The organism is Bradyrhizobium sp. LA6.1 (assembly GCF_040547805.1).
Taxonomy (GTDB): Bacteria; Pseudomonadota; Alphaproteobacteria; order Rhizobiales; family Xanthobacteraceae; genus Bradyrhizobium; species Bradyrhizobium barranii.
Window position 1 is genome coordinate 78,661 of record NZ_JBEPQK010000001.1, and the last position, 19,937, is coordinate 98,597.

Annotated in this window: 17 protein-coding genes and 1 tRNA gene; 7 read left to right on the forward strand and 11 right to left on the reverse strand. The window is 63.4% G+C overall.

The window, feature by feature from the left end; all coding sequences use genetic code 11:
* Window position 1: 1 nt before the first annotated feature.
* From ABIB99_RS00425 to ABIB99_RS00460, 8 genes are all read right to left on the reverse strand, one after another.
* Window positions 2-1,249, reverse strand: a complete 1,248-nt coding sequence (locus ABIB99_RS00425; protein ID WP_354174285.1) for a class I SAM-dependent RNA methyltransferase — start codon at window positions 1,247-1,249, stop codon at window positions 2-4.
* Window positions 1,242-1,976, reverse strand: coding sequence for a TlyA family RNA methyltransferase (locus ABIB99_RS00430; RefSeq protein WP_063984912.1), 735 nt, complete (start codon window positions 1,974-1,976; stop codon window positions 1,242-1,244). The genes ABIB99_RS00425 and ABIB99_RS00430 overlap by 8 nt, the downstream gene beginning before the upstream one ends.
* Before the next feature lie 26 nt (window positions 1,977-2,002).
* The gene (locus ABIB99_RS00435) at window positions 2,003-2,557 is read right to left on the reverse strand and encodes a nucleoside 2-deoxyribosyltransferase (protein WP_063984911.1); all 555 of its coding nucleotides are present in this window, start codon (window positions 2,555-2,557) and stop codon (window positions 2,003-2,005) included.
* A gap of 37 nt (window positions 2,558-2,594) precedes the next feature.
* Window positions 2,595-4,523 carry a 1-deoxy-D-xylulose-5-phosphate synthase gene (gene dxs / locus ABIB99_RS00440; RefSeq protein ID WP_028148183.1) on the reverse strand — a complete coding sequence of 643 codons (1,929 nt, stop codon included), beginning with the start codon at window positions 4,521-4,523 and terminating at the stop codon, window positions 2,595-2,597.
* A gap of 589 nt (window positions 4,524-5,112) precedes the next feature.
* Window positions 5,113-5,364, reverse strand: a complete 252-nt coding sequence (locus tag ABIB99_RS00445; RefSeq protein WP_008132970.1) for an exodeoxyribonuclease VII small subunit — start codon at window positions 5,362-5,364, stop codon at window positions 5,113-5,115.
* A 68-nt stretch (window positions 5,365-5,432) separates the two neighbouring features.
* A complete protein-coding gene (locus tag ABIB99_RS00450; RefSeq protein ID WP_085401274.1) occupies window positions 5,433-6,362 on the reverse strand; it encodes a histone deacetylase family protein in 930 nt (309 codons plus the stop codon).
* 135 nt (window positions 6,363-6,497) lie between these two features.
* Window positions 6,498-8,153, reverse strand: a complete 1,656-nt coding sequence (locus ABIB99_RS00455; RefSeq protein WP_354174289.1) for a bifunctional metallophosphatase/5'-nucleotidase — start codon at window positions 8,151-8,153, stop codon at window positions 6,498-6,500.
* Window positions 8,154-8,331: 178 nt separating this feature from the next.
* Window positions 8,332-9,087, reverse strand: a complete 756-nt coding sequence (locus ABIB99_RS00460) for an enoyl-CoA hydratase-related protein (RefSeq protein ID WP_166088224.1) — start codon at window positions 9,085-9,087, stop codon at window positions 8,332-8,334.
* A 302-nt stretch (window positions 9,088-9,389) separates the two neighbouring features.
* Here ABIB99_RS00460 and ABIB99_RS00465 point away from each other — a divergent pair, with 302 nt between their 5' ends.
* Window positions 9,390-10,625: an MFS transporter gene (locus tag ABIB99_RS00465; protein WP_063984908.1), complete on the forward strand. Its 1,236-nt coding sequence runs from the start codon at window positions 9,390-9,392 to the stop codon at window positions 10,623-10,625.
* Between the two features lie 217 nt (window positions 10,626-10,842).
* On the opposite strand, the gene ABIB99_RS00470 is transcribed toward ABIB99_RS00465, so the two are convergent.
* Window positions 10,843-12,618, reverse strand: a complete 1,776-nt coding sequence (locus ABIB99_RS00470) for an acyl-CoA dehydrogenase family protein (RefSeq protein ID WP_354174292.1) — start codon at window positions 12,616-12,618, stop codon at window positions 10,843-10,845.
* 269 nt (window positions 12,619-12,887) lie between these two features.
* On the opposite strand from ABIB99_RS00470, the gene ABIB99_RS00475 reads away from it, so the two are divergent.
* From ABIB99_RS00475 to ABIB99_RS00500, 6 genes are all read left to right on the forward strand, one after another.
* Window positions 12,888-12,962 (forward strand) — tRNA-Gln (locus ABIB99_RS00475).
* Window positions 12,963-13,477: 515 nt separating this feature from the next.
* Window positions 13,478-13,741: a DUF1488 family protein gene (locus tag ABIB99_RS00480; protein WP_063984906.1), complete on the forward strand. Its 264-nt coding sequence runs from the start codon at window positions 13,478-13,480 to the stop codon at window positions 13,739-13,741.
* Between the two features lie 103 nt (window positions 13,742-13,844).
* Window positions 13,845-14,162, forward strand: a complete 318-nt coding sequence (locus tag ABIB99_RS00485; RefSeq protein ID WP_354174294.1) for a co-chaperone GroES — start codon at window positions 13,845-13,847, stop codon at window positions 14,160-14,162.
* 141 nt (window positions 14,163-14,303) lie between these two features.
* A complete protein-coding gene (gene groL, locus ABIB99_RS00490; RefSeq protein WP_071917644.1) occupies window positions 14,304-15,953 on the forward strand; it encodes a chaperonin GroEL in 1,650 nt (549 codons plus the stop codon).
* A gap of 585 nt (window positions 15,954-16,538) precedes the next feature.
* Entirely contained in the window at window positions 16,539-16,910 is a 372-nt protein-coding gene (locus tag ABIB99_RS00495) for a hypothetical protein (RefSeq protein WP_354174297.1), read from the forward strand.
* A 333-nt stretch (window positions 16,911-17,243) separates the two neighbouring features.
* Window positions 17,244-17,918, forward strand: a complete 675-nt coding sequence (locus tag ABIB99_RS00500; protein WP_063984903.1) for a Crp/Fnr family transcriptional regulator — start codon at window positions 17,244-17,246, stop codon at window positions 17,916-17,918.
* Window positions 17,919-17,981: 63 nt separating this feature from the next.
* Here the strand turns inward: ABIB99_RS00500 and ABIB99_RS00505 are convergent, their stop codons facing one another.
* Both ABIB99_RS00505 and ABIB99_RS00510 read right to left on the reverse strand, forming a co-directional pair.
* Window positions 17,982-18,380, reverse strand: a complete 399-nt coding sequence (locus tag ABIB99_RS00505) for a hypothetical protein (RefSeq protein WP_354174299.1) — start codon at window positions 18,378-18,380, stop codon at window positions 17,982-17,984.
* A 382-nt stretch (window positions 18,381-18,762) separates the two neighbouring features.
* Window positions 18,763-19,719 (reverse strand): hypothetical protein, encoded by a 957-nt coding sequence (locus ABIB99_RS00510; protein ID WP_354174301.1) that lies wholly within the window; start codon window positions 19,717-19,719, stop codon window positions 18,763-18,765.
* Window positions 19,720-19,937 lie beyond the last annotated feature (218 nt).

The window sequence follows — 19,937 nt, forward strand, 5'->3', positions numbered from 1 at the left end:
ATCAGCGCGTGAACCGCGCCACCAATTCCACATGCGGTGTGTGGCGGAACTGATCGACCGGGACAACGGTCTCGATCCTGTAGCCGCCGTCGATGAGGAGCCGGGCGTCGCGAGCGAAGGTTGCCGCGTTGCAGGACACCGCGATCACGACGGGTACCTTGCTCGCAGCGAGTTTCAGCGCCTGCGCCTGCGCGCCCTGGCGCGGCGGGTCGAACACCACGGCGTCGAAGTCGCGCAGCTCCGGCGGCACCAGCGGGCGGCGGAACAGGTCGCGCGGTTCGGCCTTGATCGGCTTCAGCCCTGGTGTGCGCGCCGCCTTCACGAGCGTCGCGACGGCGCCGGCGTCATTGTCATAGGCGGTGACGCGCGCCTTCTCGGCGAGCCTCAAGGCAAACGGGCCGACGCCGCAGAAGAGGTCGAGAACCTCCTTGGCCTTGCCGACGCGCTCGGCGACGAGCGACGCCAGCGTCTCCTCGCCTGCGATCGTTGCCTGCAGGAACGAGCCCGGCGGCAGCGTCACCTCGGCGCGGCCCATCCGCACCGTCGGCGGTAGGCGTTGCAGCACCAACTCGCCGTGCCGCGTCAGCCGCGCCAGCCGATGCTGCTCGGCGACGCGCGAGAGCGCCGTGACCAGCGCCGTCGGCAGCGGGCCGGAGCCGCGCACGTCGACATCGAGACCGTTGGCGGTCGCGGTGACCTGGATGTCCAGCGGCTTCGTCACCGCCATTTTGGACGTCAGGGATTCGGCAAGCGCCCAGGCGGCATCGAGCGCACCTTCGAGCCCGGGATCGAGGATCGGGCAGCGATGGATCGGGATGACGTCGTGCGAGCTCGCCGCCGAGAAGCCGACCTTGAGGACGTCATGCGTGCCGAACCGGCCGTGCAGCGTGACGCGCCGGCGCCCCGCGCCATGGGCATCGACCAGCGGCGCCACCTCGCAATCGATGCCGGCCTGCGCCAGCGTCTCGACCACGATGCCGCGCTTCCACGCGTGATAGGGCTCAGCCGCCCAGTGCTGGATGGCGCAGCCGCCGCAGATGCCGAAATGCGGACAGAACGGCTCGATGCGATCGGGGCTGGCGACATCGACCGCGAGCAGCTTGCGGCGGTCGGGATGGTTGCCGGCGACGTGGTCGACCTCGACGGTCTCGCCGCTAAGCGCGTAGGGCACATAGACGGCATCGCCTGCAGCGAGCGAGACGCCGTCGCCGCGATGGCCGACGTGATCGATCCTCACGCGCTCAACCACGGCGCGCGCCCAGGAAGAATTCGATATTGCCGTCACCGCCCGTGATCGGGGAGGGGAACACCTCGATGTCGGTGCAGCCGAGCGAAGCGGCGAAGACCGCGATGTCGTCGCAGATCTCCTGATGCACGGCGGCGTCGCGGATGATGCCCTTCTTGTTGTGCTTCCGATCCGCCTCGAACTGCGGCTTGATCAGCGCCAGCAGGCTCATCGGTGCCGCTGCCAGTGACAGCGCGACGGGCAGCACCGTCTTGAGCGAGATGAAGCTGACGTCGATGACGACGACGTCGGGCCGCGCCGGCAGCCGTTTGCCATCGTAGCTGCGGATGTCGGTCTCCTCCATCGACACGATCTTGGGATGGTCGCGCAGCGAGGGATGCAGCTGGCTGGTGCCGACATCGATGGCGAACACCAGGCTGGCGCCGTTCGCCAGCAGCACCTCGGTGAAACCGCCGGTGGAGGCGCCGACGTCGAGGCAGACATGGTCCTCGATCTCGATGGGGTAGCGCTCCAGCGCGCCGGCGAGCTTGACGCCGCCGCGCGACACATAGGGATGCGCAGGCTCGGCGACGATCACCGCGTCCTCGGCGATCGTCTCCGAGGGTTTGGCGACCTGCTTGTCGTCGGCGGTGACGAGCCCGGCCTCGATCGCCGCGCGCGCCCGCGCCCGGCTCTCGAACAAGCCGCGCTCGACCAGCAGAACATCCGCACGCTTGCGGGCAGGGGACATCGGATCTCCGGAGGCGACTGAAACGTCTATGGTGCGATCAATCGCGCGGCCGCGATCCGGACGCAAGCCTCGAACGCGGCCAGATCGTGCCAGACGTCGATCGGCATCTGCGCCGGCGTCACCAGCGGGCAGCCGTGCAGCTCCAGCGCATGGATCATCATGAGGTTGTCGACGAGGCCAAAATCCTCGACCGTCAGCCCCTGTGCATCGACCAGCCGTCCGTCCTCGGAGGTCACGTCCATGAAGCGGCCGACGCGGTCGGCATAGACGGCGCCGTCGTTGGAATAGGCCAGGCAAATCTTGCGGCGGCCGGCCATGTAGCCGAGCTCGTAGACGGTGCCGGGGTCGGCGCCGGCACCGCGGAACGGGGTGAGGTTCGCGATGATGGCATCGGCTTCGTCCATCATCGCCTCGTTGCCGCAAAAGATCTGCCGCGAGGCGTCGGGCGAGGTGAGATCGATCGCGTTGTCGAGGGGATAGAGGCCGGTGAGCCCATGCGCAGCGCAGATCGCGGCCTTTTGCCGGCCGATCTCAACCGCATCCGGCAGGAACACGTCGGGCCCTGCCAGATAGATTTTCATGAAGGTCGCGCTGGTTCGCGAAGGTCGAAGCTCGCCGTTAGGCGAGCTTGACCGTCTCGGTCTTGACGTCCTTGCCCAGCGCCTCGAACACCTTGGCGACGATGCCCTTGGCGTCGAGACCGGCACGGCCGTACATCGCGGCCGGCGTGTCGTGGTCCTGGAACACGTCGGGCAGCACCATCGAGCGGAACTTGACCATGCCGCCGTCGAGCGCGCCCTGATCGGTCAGGTACTGCGCGACATGCGAGCCGAAGCCGCCGACCGAGCCTTCCTCGATCGTGATCAGGATCTCGTGGTCGCGGGCGAGCTTGAGAACCAGCTCGGTGTCGAGCGGCTTCATGAAGCGCGCATCGGCGATCGAGGTGGAGAGGCCGTGGGCGGCGAGTTCGTCGGCCGCCTTCTCGCATTCGGCGAGGCGCGTACCGAAGGAAAGCAAGGCGATCTTGCTGCCCTGGCGAATCATGCGGCCCTTGCCGACCTCGAGCGGAACGCCGACTTCGGGCATCTCGATGCCGCGGCCTTCGCCGCGCGGATAGCGCAGCGAGCTCGGACGGTCGTCGATCGCGACCTGGGTCGCCACCATGTGCACGAGCTCGGCTTCGTCGGCCGCGGCCATGATCACCATGTTCGGCAGGCAGCCGAGATAGGCGTTGTCGAACGAGCCGGCATGCGTCGCGCCGTCGGCGCCGACGAGGCCGGCGCGGTCGATGGCGAAGCGGACCGGCAGGTTCTGGATGGCGACGTCATGCACGATCTGGTCGTAGCCGCGCTGCAGGAAGGTCGAGTAGATCGCGCAGAACGGCTTGTAGCCTTCGCTCGCAAGACCGGCGGCGAACGTCACCGCGTGCTGCTCGGCGATGCCGACGTCGAAGGTGCGGTCCGGGAAGGCCTTGTTGAAGATGTCGACGCCGGTGCCGGACGGCATCGCCGCGGTGATGGCGACGATCTTGTCGTCCTTCTGCGCTTCCTTGACGAGGCTCTGGCCGAACACGTTCTGGTAGGCCGGCGCATTCGGCTTGGCCTTGGCCTGGGTGCCGGTCGCGACGTCGAACTTGACGACCGCGTGGTACTTGTCGGCGGAAGCTTCCGCCGGGCCGTAGCCCTTGCCCTTCTGAGTCACGACGTGGACCAGGATCGGGCCGGTCTCCATGTCGCGCACGTTCTTCAGCACGGGCAGCAGATGGTCGAGGTTATGACCGTCGATCGGGCCGACATAATAGAAGCCGAGCTCCTCGAACAGCGTGCCGCCGTCCATCATGAAGCCGCGCGAATATTCCTCGACGCGGTTGGCGCGGTTGGCGATGATCTTGGGCAGGCGCTTGTTGATCTGCTTGGCCGCATCGCGCAGCGTGCGATAGGTCTTGCCCGAGTAGAGGCGCGACAGATAGGCGCTCATCGCGCCGACCGGCGGCGCGATCGACATGTCGTTGTCGTTGAGGATCACGATCAGGCGCGAGTTCATGGCGCCGGCGTTGTTCATGGCTTCATAGGCCATGCCGGCTGACATCGCGCCGTCACCGATCACCGCGATAACGTTGTTCTTGCCGCCGGAGAGGTCGCGCGCGACCGCCATGCCGAGGCCGGCGGAAATCGAGGTCGAGGAATGCGCTGCGCCGAACGGATCGTAATCGCTCTCGCTGCGCTTGGTGAAGCCGGACAGGCCGCCGCCGGTGCGCAGCGTGCGGATGCGGTCGCGCCGGCCGGTGAGGATCTTGTGCGGATAGGCCTGATGGCCGACGTCCCAGATCAGCCGGTCGCGCGGCGTGTCGAAGACATAATGGATCGCGGTGGTGAGCTCGACCACGCCGAGGCCGGCGCCGAAGTGACCGCCGGTCACCGAGACGGCATCGATGGTCTCTTGCCGCAGCTCGTCGGCGACCTGGCGAACCTGCTCGATCTTGAGCTTGCGCAGGTCATCCGGCGTATGGATGGTGTCGAGAAGCGGCGTTTTACTGTATGCGTTCACGGCGATTTCCAATTTGTCAGCGCCGGAAGATCGTTCCGGTGCGCGATGGGTTTGCACAATATCGGCGCAGCGCGAGTCCTTAAACCGTCGGAGCCACCTGCATGGGGCAGGGCCCCGTCTTCAAGCTTAGGTGAGCTTAGGTGCGCTCCGGTTCAGTCCCTGTGATCCCTGTCACTTAGATCGGCTTCGTCCGTCCCAGCCAATTTCATTAGCAGTTTGAAGCGCTTGTCGTCGGTAATTTGTGCCCACGCAAGGCTTGCAAAAAGCCACACTCCGCGCAGCTTTACACCAAAGCTTGGGCCAAAGCCAACCCGCAGGGTCGTTTAGGGGTATGCACCTGCAACCCGCGGGCCAGCTTGGTTAATCCTGGCGCCGGCGGATGGGTTCCAGTCTTGCCCGGTTCCTCGCCTGCATTTTGGGCGAGAGGAAGGCCGTTTTGGCCAGATTCGCGAGCCCGAAAGGCCCTGGCCGGGGGAACTCTTCGATGTCAGTGCCTGGCCGCCGAGGGCTGTAAGCCCAAACAGCGGCGTGCGATCATGAAAAACTGCAGATGGCCGATGCTTGAGGCGGGCGGCTTGAAACGGGGACCTTACTGCACGTCGAGCGGTGCGGTGCCGGTGGCCTGGCCGCTGGCATCGGTGGTGATCTTGTCGACGCGTGCCTCGGCTTGGCGCAGCAATTCCTCGCAGCGGCGCTTCAGCGCCTCGCCGCGCTCGTAGATCGTCACGGATTCCTCGAGTGGCACCTTGCCGTCCTCGAGCCGCTTCACGATGGTTTCGAGCTCCTCGATGGCGCGTTCGAAGGTGAGCCTGGAGACGTCGACTTGGGTATTTTCGGCCATATCCGTTTCCGATTGCCCGCTTCACGTGAGAAAAAGCGCAATTTTGCGGGCGTAATGTGGCGGGTGCGTCAAGCGCCCATCAGGGCGCCGACATGCGCCGTAACAGATTCTTTCAATCCTTGCAGGTCATAGCCGCCCTCGAGCACCGAAACAATGCGGCCCCCTGCGGACTTGTCGGCAAGGTCCATCAGCTTGCGCGTGACCCACGTGTAGTCCTCCGCGCGCAAATTCAGCGAGGCCAGCGGATCGCGGTAATGCGCATCGAAGCCCGCGGAGATGACGAGAAGCTCGGGGCTGAATTTTTCGAGGCGCGGCAGGATCAGTTGCTCGAACGCGGCGCGGAATTCTGGTCCGCCGTCTTCGGAAGCGAGCGGCGCATTGACGATGGTGTCGTGGTCGCCGCGCTCGCCCTTCGCGCCGGTACCCGGAAACAGCGGCATCTGATGCGTCGAGCAGTACATCACGGTCTGATCGGACCAGAAGATGTCCTGCGTGCCGTTGCCGTGATGCACGTCGAAATCGACGATGGCGGCGCGCTGGATGCCGTATTTGCGCTGCGCATGACGCGCCGCGATCGCGGCATTGTCGAAGAAGCAGAAGCCCATCGGCTTGCCGATCTCGGCGTGATGTCCGGGCGGGCGCACCGCGACGAAGGCGTTGCGATGCTCGCCATTCATCACCGCTTCGGTCGCAGCCACCGCGCCGCCGACGCCGCGCATCACCGCTTCCCACGTGCCTGGTGACATCGAGGTGTCGCCGTCGATATAGACCTGACCGCTGGTCGGCGCGATGTGGCGCAGCTCGGTGACGTAGTGCTCGTTGTGGCAGAGCGTCACGAGATCGAGATCGCCTTCCGGTGCCAGGTCGCGCGCCAGGAACTGGAAGCGCTCCTGCGACAGCGCTTCCTCCACCGCCCGCAGGCGGTCGGGCCTTTCAGGATGTCCCGGGGGCGTGACGTGGTCGAGGCAGGCCTTGTGGGAGAGGAGAAGCGTGCTCATCAGGTCGGCCTCACAGGGAACGGGCTCTTGACGTCGCTTGGCGCATCCCGAGCCAAAACGCAAATGCAAAAAGCAATCTAAGCGCTTGGGCGGGAATGGCAAAGGGTGGTTCCGGACAAGTCCGTTTGATCCGGATCAATTCACGCGCAGGATGCGGGTGGGCGGCAGCGGACCGATCGGTCCGTGTGCCCTGAAGAAGGCGAACAGCGCGTCCGCGTCGTAGCCGCCATATTGCTGCGCTGTGCCTTGTTTGGCGGCCGTAAAACCGTCGCCGCCGACGGCGAGGTAATCGTTGACGGTGACGCGGTAGCCGCTTCCAGGCTCGATCGGCTTGCCGTTGAGCGTCATCTTCTCAAGGCTGATTCGCTCGCCGAACGGTTTCGTCGCATCCCAGGTGTAGCTGAACCCGTTCGAGACCTGGAGAATCCGCGGGCGCTTCGGATCGAGCCATTGCTGCTCCAGCATGTCCTTGAGCTGGCTGCCCGTGAGCGTCATCGTAACGAGGCGATTGCGGAACGGCTGGCTCGCGAACAGTTCGCCGAACGACACAGCGCCGTTCTCCTTCGGAACAATGTCGGTGCGGATGCCGCCGGGATTGGTGAGCGCGATGACAGCGCTGCCATCCTTGGCGTCCTTCGTCGCGGCGAGCTGCGCGTCCGCGATGACGTCGCCGAGCGCGCTCTCGCCGGCCTCGTTCGGCACGCGCGACAGCGTCTGCGTCACCGATCCGGCCGGGCGATTCGCAATCGGTGCCGACAGCTTGTCATAGGCTTCGATCAACGCGGTCTGTTCGGGATCCTTCGCCAGCGAGGCATTGGCGACGATGACGTTCTCGGCTTTGGCGCTGACGATGTCGCGGGTTACAGGATCGAGCTTGAGGTCGATCGCGGTGACCAGCGTGCCGTATTTGTCGCCGCTGGTGACGAGCCGCCCGTCGATGTCGCAGACATAGGCGCGGTGGGTGTGGCCGCTGACGACGACGTCGACGGCGCGGTCGAATTTCTTGACGATGTCGACGATCGGCCCCGTAATGGCGGGGCATTCATTGTAGTCGCCTGAGGGCTCACCGCCCTGGTGGATCAGCACCACGATTGCCTCGACGCCGCGCGCCTTCAGCTGCGGCACCAGCGCGTTCACCGTCTCGGCCTCGTCGCGGAATTCGAGCCCGGCAATGCCTGAGGGCGAGACGATGCCCGCGGTCTCCTTCAAGGTCAGTCCGATGAAGGCGACGGGGATGCCCTCGAACTCCCTGATCTCGTAGGGCGGCAGTACGCTCTTGCCGGTCGCGGTCTCGATGGTGGAAGCCGCGAGATAATGGAACTTGGCGCCCGTGAAGGGATGCGGCCCCTGGCAGCCGTCGACCGGATGACAGCCGCCGTTCTGCATCCGCAAGAGCTCGGTCTTGCCCTCGTCGAACTCGTGATTGCCGACAGACGTGATCGCAAGCCCCATCATCGAGAGCGCCTCGACCGAGGGCTCGTCGTGAAACATTGCCGACAGGAACGGGCTCGCGCCGATCAGGTCGCCGGCGGCAACGAAGATCGTGTTTGTATGCCCCTCGCGCAGCTGCTTGACCAGCGTCGCCATGTACTCCGCGCCGCCGGCCGCGACCATGACCTTCTTGCTTTTGTCTTCGGGATCATTGATCCGGATGCCGCCCGGCGGCGGACGCAGATTGCCGTGGAAATCGTTGATGGCGAGAATGCGCAGCTCGACCGGCGCCGCGGTTTGGGCCGAGGCGGGGAGGGCGATGGCGAGGGCGGCAAGGAGGAATAGGAAGGCGTATCGCATGGAACAAGTTTAGTCGTTCCCCGCGAAGATTTCACGAACGTTCTCGCTGTCATTCCGGGGCGCGCGTAGCGCGAGCCCGAAATCCATTCATCCACCAACTCTGCCGCACGATGGATTCCGGGCTCGCGACTTCGTCGCGCCCCGGAATGACGACCATTGGCTGGGCGCCGGCCGCCCCCTACCTCTTCTTCCGGTTTGCAAACGCCTTGAACGCGGCAATCGCCTCGTCCGACTTCAACCGCTCGCCGAACAGATGGGCCTCCTGGTCGATGCGGCGGGTGAGCTCCTCGGGCGCGGCGCGCAGCAGCTTGCGCGAGGCCGCGACCGCCTCGGCCGGCAGCCGGCAGATATCGCGCGCCACCTTGCGCGCCTCGACCTCGGTATGTCCCGGCGAGACCACGGTGTTGACGAAGCCTGCCGCGTGCGCCTCCGCGGCGGTGAAAGTCCGCCCCATCACCAGCATCGCGAAGGCGCGCTGGTAGCCCATCGTGTTCGGCATCAGGAGGCTGGCCGCGCCGACCGGAACGAGCCCGAGATGGATATAGGGCGCGGAGAAGGTCGCGGCGTTCGAGGCGAGCACATAGTCGCAATGAAACAGCATCACGGTGCCCATGCCGATCGAGGCGCCATCGACGGCCGCGATGATCGGCTTGACGTTGAGGGCGAGCGAATAGAGAAATTTTGCGCCGTCCGACAGCGTCTCGGAATTCGGTTCGGCCTGCAAGAAGTCGTCGATGTCGTCGCCGGCGGTGAACACGCCGGAGCCGCCGGTGATGATCATGCAGCGGATGTCGGGATTGTTCTGCGCGGTGTCGATCGCGCGGCTCATCTCGCGATACATGTCCTGCGTGATCGCGTTCTTCTTGCTCGGGCGGCGCAGGGTGATGACGCGCGTTCCGCGCTCTTCGGTGACGACGATATTGCCATTCGGCATGAGAGCCCCCTGCGGTCGCCGCGACGCTTGCCTTGGCGAGTCTCGCAAGCCTCAGCCTACATCATCTTGCAGGCGTGCCAATCCGCCCGCTCGACCTTTTCGAGAACGTCCCCGTGAGTCCGCCACACGGCGCGCTGTCGTTTTTCTGATCGGGAACCGCACCGCACCGGATCATGCCGGTTGTATTGCTTCGCACATGCAGTTGCGCATTGCAACAAATGGCTACAATGTTTCATTTGAAAAACCGGGGGTTGTAGGGCACGATTGCCCAATGCCGTTCCATTTGGCCGATTGCTCGTTTGATGATTGCCGCAACGGGCGTTGACGAATCCTCGCTGCGTTATCGCGGCTGGCGCGTCGTGCTGGCCTGTTTCCTGATGGCCTTCTTCATGTTCGGCTTCGGCCTCTATGGCCAGGGCGTCTATCTCGCCGAGCTCCAGCGCGCCCATGGCTGGCCGGGCACGCTGGTCTCCGCGGCCAGCACCTTCTCGTTTCTCCTCACCTCCGTGCTTGTCATCTTCACCGACGATCTGCTCGCCCGCATCGGGCTGCGCGCGCTGATCCTGTGCGGCCTGTCGGCGCTCGGCGCGTCGACCGTGCTGCTAGCGCTGATGCAGACGCCCTGGCAGCTTTATCTCGCCTATGCGCTGATGTCGGTCGGCTGGACCGGCATGGGCACCGTGGTGATCGCCACCGTGCTGAACGCCTGGTTCGAGCGGCGGCGCGGGCTCGCGCTCAGCCTCGCCTTCAACGGCGCGACCTGCGGCGGCATCGTCCTCGTTCCGCTGTTGCTGTCGCTGACCGGCAGCATCGGCTTCCAGTCCGCCATGCTTGCCGCCACGATGGCGATGGTGGTGCTGGTGCTGCCGGTGGTCGTCATCTTCATCGGCTGGCCGACGCAGATATCGCCGGCATCGGGCGGCCGCTCGTCCGCTGGCATGGCCGCGCCGGCCCATTCCCGCAAGACGCTGCTCGCCAACGCGGCTTTCTGGACCATGGTGCTGCCGATCGCGATCGCGCTGCTGGCGCAGATGGGATTCATCATCCACCAGGTGACGTTCCTCGAGCCGCTGATCGGGCGTTATGCCGCAGGCCTTGCGGTCACCATCATGGCGGCGATGGCGGTGGTCGGCCGCCTGTCGCTCGGCCTGTTCGTCGACCGGCTCGATCCGCGGCTCGCCTGCGCGGCGTCGATGACGAGCCAGGCGGCGGCGCTGTTCGTGCTTCTCCAAAGCACGAACCCGACCGTGCTGCTCGTCTGCTGCGCCGTCTACGGCTTCTCGATCGGCAACATGATCACGTTCCCACCCTTGATCATCCAGCGCGAGATCGGCGCTGCCGCCTTTGCCGCCGCAATGGGATTGGGCACGTCGATCAGCGGCGTCGTCAGCGCCTTCGGCCCCGGCATCATCGGCCTCGTGCGGAGTTTCACCGGCAACTACACGAGCGCGTTTGCGATCTGTGTGATGCTCGATCTCGTGGCGGCGGGAATCGTGCTGTGGCGGCCGGGGAGAAGGGCGAAGCTCGCAGCTTCGTAGGGTGGATGGAGCGAAGCGCAATCCGGGATAGGCTCGAGTGTGGCACGTGCGTCCCACATGTTCGCTGTCATCGCCCGACTTGATCGGGCGATCCAGTACGCCGAGACGTTTGTTGTTTTATCGCGAGGCCGCGGCGTACTGGATTCCCCGCTTTCGCGGGGAATGACAGCGGGGAGGAGGAGAAATCTCCCATGACAACGCGTTGGCAGTATCTCGCTTACAACAACACCGCATCCGCCGCAGCGACCGACTCCGCGCTCTCCGTCACCGTGCGCTCCAGCGCGCCGGCCTGCACCGTGATGTTCTCGGCGAAGAAGCGCGCGAGCGAAACGTAGCGCGGGGCGTCAGTGTTGCCGTCGGACTTGGCGGCGAGCGCCTCGGAGGCCAGCATGCAACCGCCGAGCGTCGAGCCGAACTGCTGCAGATACGGCGTCGCGCCGGCGAGCGCCTCGTTCGGCGCGGAGGTCACGCGCTCCAGCAGCCACTTGCTGGTGCGCGTCAGCGCCTCCAGCGCCTCGCGCAGCTTGATACCTGTGGTGCCGAAAGCGGGATCGTTGGAGGCTTCGACCTGCTTCACGGTTGCCGAGAGCTCGTCGAGCAGCGCCCACACCGCAGCGCCGCCATTGGCCGCGAGCTTGCGCGTGACGAGATCGATCGCCTGAATGCCGTTGGTGCCCTCGTAGATCGCGGTGATGCGCGCATCGCGATAGTGCTGCGCGGCGCCGGTCTCCTCGATGAAGCCCATGCCGCCGTGCACCTGCACGCCGAGATAGGCGACCTCGTTGCCGATATCGGTGGAATAGCCCTTCGCCATCGGCGTCAGCAGCGCCGCGCGCGCGGCGGCGTCCGCGCGGACCTTCGGATCCTTGGCGCGCGTGGAGACGTCGATCGCGACCGCGGTCGCATAGCAGATGGTGCGTGCGGCGGCGGTCTGCGCCCGCATCCGCATCAGCATGCGCTTGACGTCCGGATGCACGAAGATCGCGTCCGAACCGTCGCCCTTCTTGCCGATGGCGCGGCCCTGCTTGCGCTCCTGCGCATAGGCCAGCGCCTGCTGGTAGGCGCGATCGGCGACGCCGACGCCCTCCAGCCCGACGCCGAGGCGGGCCTGGTTCATCATCGTGAACATGCAGCGCATGCCCTGGTTCTCTTCGCCGACGAGGAAGCCGATCGCGCCGCCATGATCGCCCATGGTCATGGTGCAGGTGGGGGAAGCGTGCATGCCGAGCTTGTGCTCGACGCCCGACGCATAGATGTCATTGCGCGCGCCGAGCGCGCCGTCGGCATTGACCATGAACTTCGGCACGAGGAACAGCGAGATCCCCTTGGTGCCCGCGGGCGCGTCCGGCAGGCGCGCCAGCACGAAATGCACGATGTTGTCGGTCATGTCGTGCTCGCCATAGGTGATGAAGATCTTCGTCCCCTTGATGCGATAGGTGCCGTCGGCCTGCTTGTCGGCGCGGGTGCGCAGCGCGCCGACGTCGGAGCCGGCCTGCGGCTCGGTGAGCTGCATCGTGCCGGTCCATTCGCCGGAGACGAGCTTTTCCAGATAGATCTTCTTCAGCTCGTCGCTGCCATGCGCATCCAGCGCCTCCATCGCCGAGGCCGTCAGCAGCGGGCAGAGGCCGAAGGCGACGTTGGAAGCGCTCCAGATCTCGGTGCAGGCGGCGTTGATCGCGATCGGCAGGCCCTGGCCGCCGAAATCCTCGGGGCCGGAGACCGCGTTCCAGCCGCCCTCGGTCCAGCGCTTGTAGGCGTCCGGCCAGCCCGGCGCAGTCGTGACCTTGCCATCGCTGAGCTTGATGCCGTGCTCGTCGCCGACCTGGTTGAGCGGCGCCAGCACGTCGGTTGCGAACTTGCCGGCTTCCTCCAGCACGGCGCTCACGATGTCGCCGTCGAAATCGCCGTAATGGCCGGCCTCCACGGCAGCCTTGAGGCCGGCGCCATGGTTGAGCGACAGCAGCATGTCTGAGATCGGCGCGCGGTAGGTCATGGCTCACTCCCGTGGACAGGTATTGGCGCCGTATTCCCATGAAACGGGGGAGGTCTCAACTGCCCGAACGCCGGGACTGCGCCGGCCCGGAACGGCGCCGCCGCCGGGCCTATAATAAAGGGTGGCACGGCCAGCGCCGGCCCCGGTCCTGGACCTCAGGTATTTTGCCCCTCCAGGCGGTTGAAATGGCGCGCCGCTCCCTATAGACCGGCTGCGACCAGCGGGAATCTGCGGTAGCCGGTTCTTCCGCCCGTTCCCTGGTCGCCTGTTGGGGCGTAGCCAAGCGGTAAGGCAGCGGATTTTGATTCCGCCATTCGGAGGTTCGATCCCTCCCGCCCCAGCCAATTGATATTGCTTACCAAATCGACGTCATCGTTGCCCCATTTGGAGAGCGGATGGCGCTGTCCGCTGGAGACGTTGCTGTTTTTGTTCGCCACCATTCACTCAGAACATCTTCCAGAAACTCGAGATCAGTTACCCGGACGGTGTTTGCGAATTTCGCACAACGATCGCGCGGGTCGCTGAAGACAAGCTGACCACCTGTAGGACTGAGCGCAGTACGAGTGACGGTCGTACCTTGTGAAAGGATCGCATCAACTGCCGCCGCGCTGAGCTCGTGAGTCATTTCAGCGGAGCCAACTAGCTGTTGGCTTGAGCCGATAGCGCGGGTGAGCCGAGATAACTACCACTGAAAATTTATTGCAGCGACGATCAACAGCCCGAAGAAGATCACGAGGCTGGTCGCACTTAATTTTCGTGGGCAGTTGTAATCCGATTCCAGAGTAGCCATTTATGGTTTAGCGCAGCCGGATCGCTCTTAGAACCTATTCCCGTTGCGCAAACTTGATCGGACCCAACCATGATCGAGTTTCCGAATTTCAGTCGTTCATATGACCGAACGCGGCACGCCGTGCGTTTTTGGGGATACGATAGCGCGTTAGAGGCATCGTTCTTCATAGAGGAAGACGCGCTGAGGCGACTTGAACCGGGCGCTCACTCCAACAATGAATCGGATTTCCTGAGCGCATTCGATTCCAATCGTGATGTGATATGTGCCGCCGCTGCCAGGGTGTACGTCCGCGGCAGCAGGGGCTCTTACGATCTGGTCGCCGCCAATTTTTGAGACGAAGCCTCGCGTCTTGATGGAAGCGGAAGACTTCGTTTACGGCACGTGCTTCATTACGACTGCCAATCCAGAAATAATCACAAAAGCCAGGGAGGATCGCATGAAATTCCGTCCGCTCCATGACCGCGTCGTGGTCAAGCGCATAGAGGCCGACGACAAGACAGCTGGTGGCATCATCATTCCGGATACCGCCAAGGAGAAGCCCTCCCAGGGCGAAGTCGTCGCCGTCGGCCCCGGTGGCCGCGACGAAGCCGGCAAGCTGATCCCGATCGACCTGAAGGTCGGCGACCGCGTGCTGTTCGGCAAGTGGTCCGGCACTGAAGTCAAGATCGACGGCGTCGACCTGCTGATCGTGAAGGAAAGCGACATCATGGGCGTCCTCACTGATCTGCCGGCCGCCAAGAAGAAGGCCGCGTAAGCGCCAGCCGGTTTTCCTTACCCTGAGGATTCGGCGTAGCCGGGTTCTCGAAGGATGAGGCCCGCAATTCAAATCTCATCCCTCAAGAGCTCGCCAGTTGCGCGGCTTTTGGGATCTGACCAGTTGAAAACGGAGATCGCCATGTCAGCCAAAGAAGTCAAATTCGGCGTCGATGCCCGCGACCGCATGTTGCGCGGCGTCGAAATTCTCAACAACGCGGTAAAGGTGACGCTCGGTCCGAAGGGCCGCAACGTTGTCCTCGACAAGTCGTTCGGCGCTCCCCGCATCACCAAGGATGGCGTCACCGTCGCCAAGGAGATCGAGCTCGAAGAGAAGTTCGAGAACATGGGCGCACAGATGGTGCGCGAAGTCGCCTCCAAGTCAGCTGACGCGGCCGGCGATGGCACCACCACCGCCACCGTGCTCGCGGCTGCGATCGTGAAGGAAGGCGCCAAGGCGGTTGCCGCCGGCATGAATCCGATGGACCTCAAGCGCGGCATCGACTTGGCAGTGGACGCCGTCGTCGCCGACCTCGTCAAGAACTCCAAGAAGGTCACCTCGAACGAGGAGATCGCCCAGGTCGGCACCATCTCGGCCAACGGCGATGCGGAGATTGGCAAGTTCCTCTCCGACGCCATGAAGAAGGTCGGCAACGAAGGCGTCATCACTGTTGAAGAAGCCAAATCGCTTGAGACTGAACTCGAGGTCGTCGAAGGCATGCAGTTCGACCGCGGCTACATCTCGCCCTACTTCGTCACCAACGCCGACAAGATGCGCGTTGAAATGGACGATGCCTATATCCTGATCTACGAGAAAAAGCTCTCCAGCCTGAACGAATTGCTGCCGCTCCTGGAAGCAGTCGTACAGAGCGGCAAGCCGCTCGTTATCATCGCCGAAGACGTGGAAGGCGAGGCGCTCGCCACCCTCGTCGTGAACCGTCTGCGCGGCGGCCTGAAGGTCGCGGCCGTCAAGGCTCCGGGCTTCGGCGATCGCCGCAAGGCCATGCTGCAGGACATCGCGATCCTGGCCGGCGGCCAGGCGATCTCGGAAGATCTCGGCATCAAGCTCGAGAACGTCACGCTCAACATGCTCGGTCGCGCCAAGAAGGTGATGATCGACAAGGAGAACACAACGATCGTCAACGGCGCCGGCAAGAAGGCCGACATCGAGGCGCGCGTGGCCCAGATCAAGGCGCAGATCGAGGAGACCACCTCGGACTACGACCGTGAGAAACTCCAGGAGCGTCTCGCCAAGCTCGCCGGCGGCGTCGCGGTGATCCGCGTCGGCGGCGCGACCGAGGTCGAGGTGAAGGAGCGCAAGGATCGCGTTGATGACGCGATGCATGCGACCCGCGCGGCGGTCGAGGAAGGCATCGTCCCGGGCGGCGGCGTCGCCCTGCTCCGTGCCTCCGAGCATCTCAAGGGGCTGCGCACCAAGAACGACGACCAGAAGACCGGCGTCGAGATCGTGCGCAAGGCGCTGTCCGCGCCGGCTCGCCAGATCGCGATCAACGCCGGTGAAGACGGTTCGGTGATCGTCGGCAAGATCCTGGAAAAGGAACAGTACGCCTACGGCTTCGACTCACAGACGGGTGAGTACGGCAACTTGGTCGCCAAAGGCATCATCGACCCGACCAAGGTGGTTCGTGTGGCGATCCAGAACGCGGCTTCCGTTGCGGCTCTCCTGATCACCACCGAAGCCATGGTGGCCGAGGTGCCGAAGAGGAACGCCGGCGGCGGGGCGCCTGCGGGTGGCGGCGGCATGGGAGGCATGGGCGGTATGGATTTCTAGGTCAAACCGCTCATGGCCGAACGGCAGACAAGGGAAGGGATGGCCGATTTCCAGGAGGCAGAAGCGACGATCTGCTCACAGGAAAGGGTCAGTTGAGAACCGCATGCGCACTCCGCAGTCCGGCAAACCCTTCCCAGGGAAGCTTCTCCTCGTTTGCCGAGACACCGAGGTGAGACTGCTGTTCTATCGGCCTCGACTGCGAACGGCCTTCCCAAGCGAAAAGCCCGGCCGCGAGGGCCGGGCTGATCGGTAATATATTCAAGTCAGGCAATGCAGGAATAAAGCGGGGAGAGGCGTCGCCGTCTGTTCGAAAAGGAACACCTGAACCGATTATTGGTACCGCCCGCGCTCAACTGCGAAAGGCGGAGAATCTCACAAAGGCCCTGCATTTCCAGGAGCATCAAGGGTGCAGATACTCGCCGTGGCGCGCTGGCATCAGACTGCAGCGAGCCGGCGCATCAAGCCATCCCGAAGGTATCCCCTACGCGAGTGCAGTGAGCAATTTGGTACAGACGCCGATCCCTCGACGTGTCTAGCCTCCTTAACCGGTGAAGCTCAACATACCTCTAAATCAAGGCGAAAATCATGGAAATCTCCAGCGAGACGAAAGCTGCCGTGCGGCCGGCACTGTGGGGAGCCGTGGCCGGAGCAATTGCTCTGGCAATCGCGGGTTTCAGCTGGGGCGGCTGGGTGACGGGTGGGGCCGCCGAGACGCTCGCGAGGAATAGTGCTGCGACGGCTGTCGTCGCGGCTCTCACACCCATCTGCGTTGAGAAGTTTCGACAAGCCGCTGATGCGTCGGAAAACCTGGTCGAAATGAAGAAGACGACCTATGCGTGGGATCAGAGCAAGTTCGTCGAAAAAGGCGGTTGGGCCACGATGCCGGGAAGCACTGAGCCAAATTCGGCCGTTGCGAAAGCTTGTGCCGAATCGCTTGGTAGCAAGAAAGCTGTCTAGCTGCGCGGATAGTCAGGCAAGTCGCGCGGCGGAAATCTGCGCATAGACGCGCCGGCCCCTTGACACGTCTGCATCTTGCGCAGTGGAAGGGGGCTCCTGCAAAGCAGACCAGGCAGTCGTCGCCAGATGGTCAAGCATCAAATTCGTCGTATCTACTTTGAACGGAGAACTCGATGGGACGAAATCCCTGAAGCCCAGGTCGAGCCGAGCGCTTCCCCTCGTCATTTCAGTTCCCGATTTGCCGCACGCCACGCGGCCTTCCAACGGGTGAACATCCTTTCAATTGTGGTAGTATGATTGCGTGTTAATGGTCCAGCGAACGAGAGTCCTGCCTTGGTGAAAGCGGCGAAGGACTTTGATCCCAGAGCATTCCTTGCCAAGGTCGGGGCCGGGAAATCGATCTCGAAAGTTGGCAAAGGTCGGAGCGTGTTCGTGCAGGGAGATGCCGCGGACGCGGTATTCTACATTCAAGAGGGAAAGATCAAGCTCACGGTCGTTTCGGACCAAGGCAAGGAAGCCGTCGTTGGGATTTTGGAGCCCGGACAATTCTTTGGCGAGGGCTGCCTCAATGGTCATCCATTGCGTCTTGCCACGACTACGGCAATGGAGTCCTGTGTCATCACGAGAATATCGAAGACGGCGATGACTACAGCGCTCGAAGGCAAGCCGAAGTTCTCTCAATTGTTCATGGCGTATTTGCTCGCGCGCAATAGCCGGATTGAAGAAGACCTGATCGACCAACTCTTCAATTCGAGCGAGAAACGCTTGGCGCGCCTGCTGCTTCTGCTGGCGAACTTCGGCAAGGAAGCCAGCTCGCAGCCCATTGGCGTCAATATCAGCCAGGAAACGCTGGCCGAAATGATCGGTACGACCCGGTCACGGGTCAGCTTCTTCATGAACAAGTTCCGGAAGCTTGGCTTCATCAGCTACAATGGAAAGATCGAGGTCCATAGCTCGCTTCTGAACGCGGTTCTGCGCGACAAACCCGAGATAGACCGGAAGAACTGATCGCCGCGCGGCCAAACCGAGCGCCGGGCCAAACGCGGGACATTAGCCCACTCGAATAGCGGATCAGGGCGGCAGTTCGTCGCGGACCGAGCCTCCCTCGTTCTCCCATCGTGACAGAGCGGTTGCGCTCGATCTCGCATCGCCAGGCGTGTCCTTTTTCAAAGGCAGCTTGTTGCGACCGATTTCATTGTTGCGCCTGTGATCCGTCAAAAAGACGAAGCCGGCCCGCCAGGTGTTGAATTTACAGCTTTCCTCAGCGCTGGCCGAATCCTTCACGAGCTCGCCGGACGCGGTCGCTCTTGCGCGATGCTGCTGAGATTTGGACATATGCAGAGCCCTTTCGTTGGAAGTCTCCGCGCACTCCGGCCAATCTCGACGGTTGACCAAGGTGGACTTGAATGTGGGGATCGAAGCGGTGAATAGCGAGCCCTCGGCATAAATAAGATTGCCAAAGGAGCGCACGGATCGCTTTGCCGTGCGTCCAATCGTGCCGCGCGGCAAAAGAGCTGCTGTAGCGGATTGTAGTCAGAAACAATTCACTGCCATCTTCGACGACATCGTAGTTGCGAGCGATGGAGTCGGCAGCAATTGGCGGCGAGGAGCACGCGCCCGGCAGCGTCCGACCAATCCCTCAGGCGCGACAATGATGCTGACAGACAGAAACACCGTAATCGCGTCCCGGCGCTGGTTCGCACCCAAGCTTCTGATCTATCGACCAGTGGGATTCGCTGCCGGATGGTAAGACAAGCTGTCCTTGCTTCATTTGGAAATGGCGCAGTCCGCTGCCCGTTGAAGAGAGATCGGGCAGCGACGGCGGCACGGTGGGGCCGTTGGCGATTGATGATCAACTCGGCGTTCGCGGCTTGCTGCTGTTTGATGATGGGCCGCCTGATGCTTGCCGTTCCTTCGCTTCGTAATATTCGGCTGAGAACTTGATGGACCATCGCGCGAAGAACGAACGCAATTCCTGAGTGGGCTTCTCGACGCCGAGATGTTCTGCGACATGCGCCTCGCGCAACCACCTCACCGCCGACGTGAGGCCGGCGGTGCGCTCGAGCCTCTCAACCGCCGCAGTCCCGGCGATCTCTGCCTGCCGATAGCGAAGGCCGAATTTTCTGATCACATGCACGCGCTTGATGATGTCGTAGCCCTTGAAGACGAGCTGAACGAGTGGATGTTTTCTGGCTTGCGGCCAGGCTGCCGGATAGACCGGTAGCACCAGAAGCTTGCTCTTCGCGATGACCGTTGCGAGCGGATGCAGGAGTTGCATCCAGGCTGGCCAGGATGTGACCTTGGCAAACAATATCGCGTGCATCGCCGTTGCCGCACCGAAAGAGATCGGCAGCCAAAGGACCGCGCACAGGATCACGAGCAATGCGGCATTCGGCGTGAGATGCCGGCATGTTCTGAACACCCATGCCATGCCGCCTTCAAAGGCATCATGCACAGCGTGTTCGAACGCCCGATAGCTGATCTTCCGCCGGAACCACAACCAGTTTCGGCGAATCGATCTACCCCACTGTCGACGCTTCGACGCGGACAGGGGAAGCAAGCGCACCGCGCCATTGATGACAGTTACGATGACATCGCCGACAACCCTGGCCGCGAACAGCGGCAGCCAGACAATCTGCATCGCAAAAGGGAAGGCGTAGTCGAGCATCCGCATCAAGATCGCAAGAACGAAACGCAGGATCTTGTTCGTGACGAGCGCGACAACAACAAGTGGGATGATAATCACATCGTCGAGCGCACCGCGAAAGCGGCTTTCCTCGGTCCATGCCGGGTGACGACCATCGGTCACGGTGCACCGTCCGGGCTGAGTGCCGGCTCAGACTAGCACATTGCGCGCTCGACGGGGCCCTCAGGTACCGGTCGTCAGGCGACAGCGAGCACTCCGCATAAGGGGCCAGTTCGCATGACCCGCGTTAACCCTGTCTCTGATCTTGTCCGGTCGCCGCGCCGGCTGGTTTAGTTCTGCCGCCAAGCCGCCTTATTGGATGTCTGCAATTGGTCTCCGAT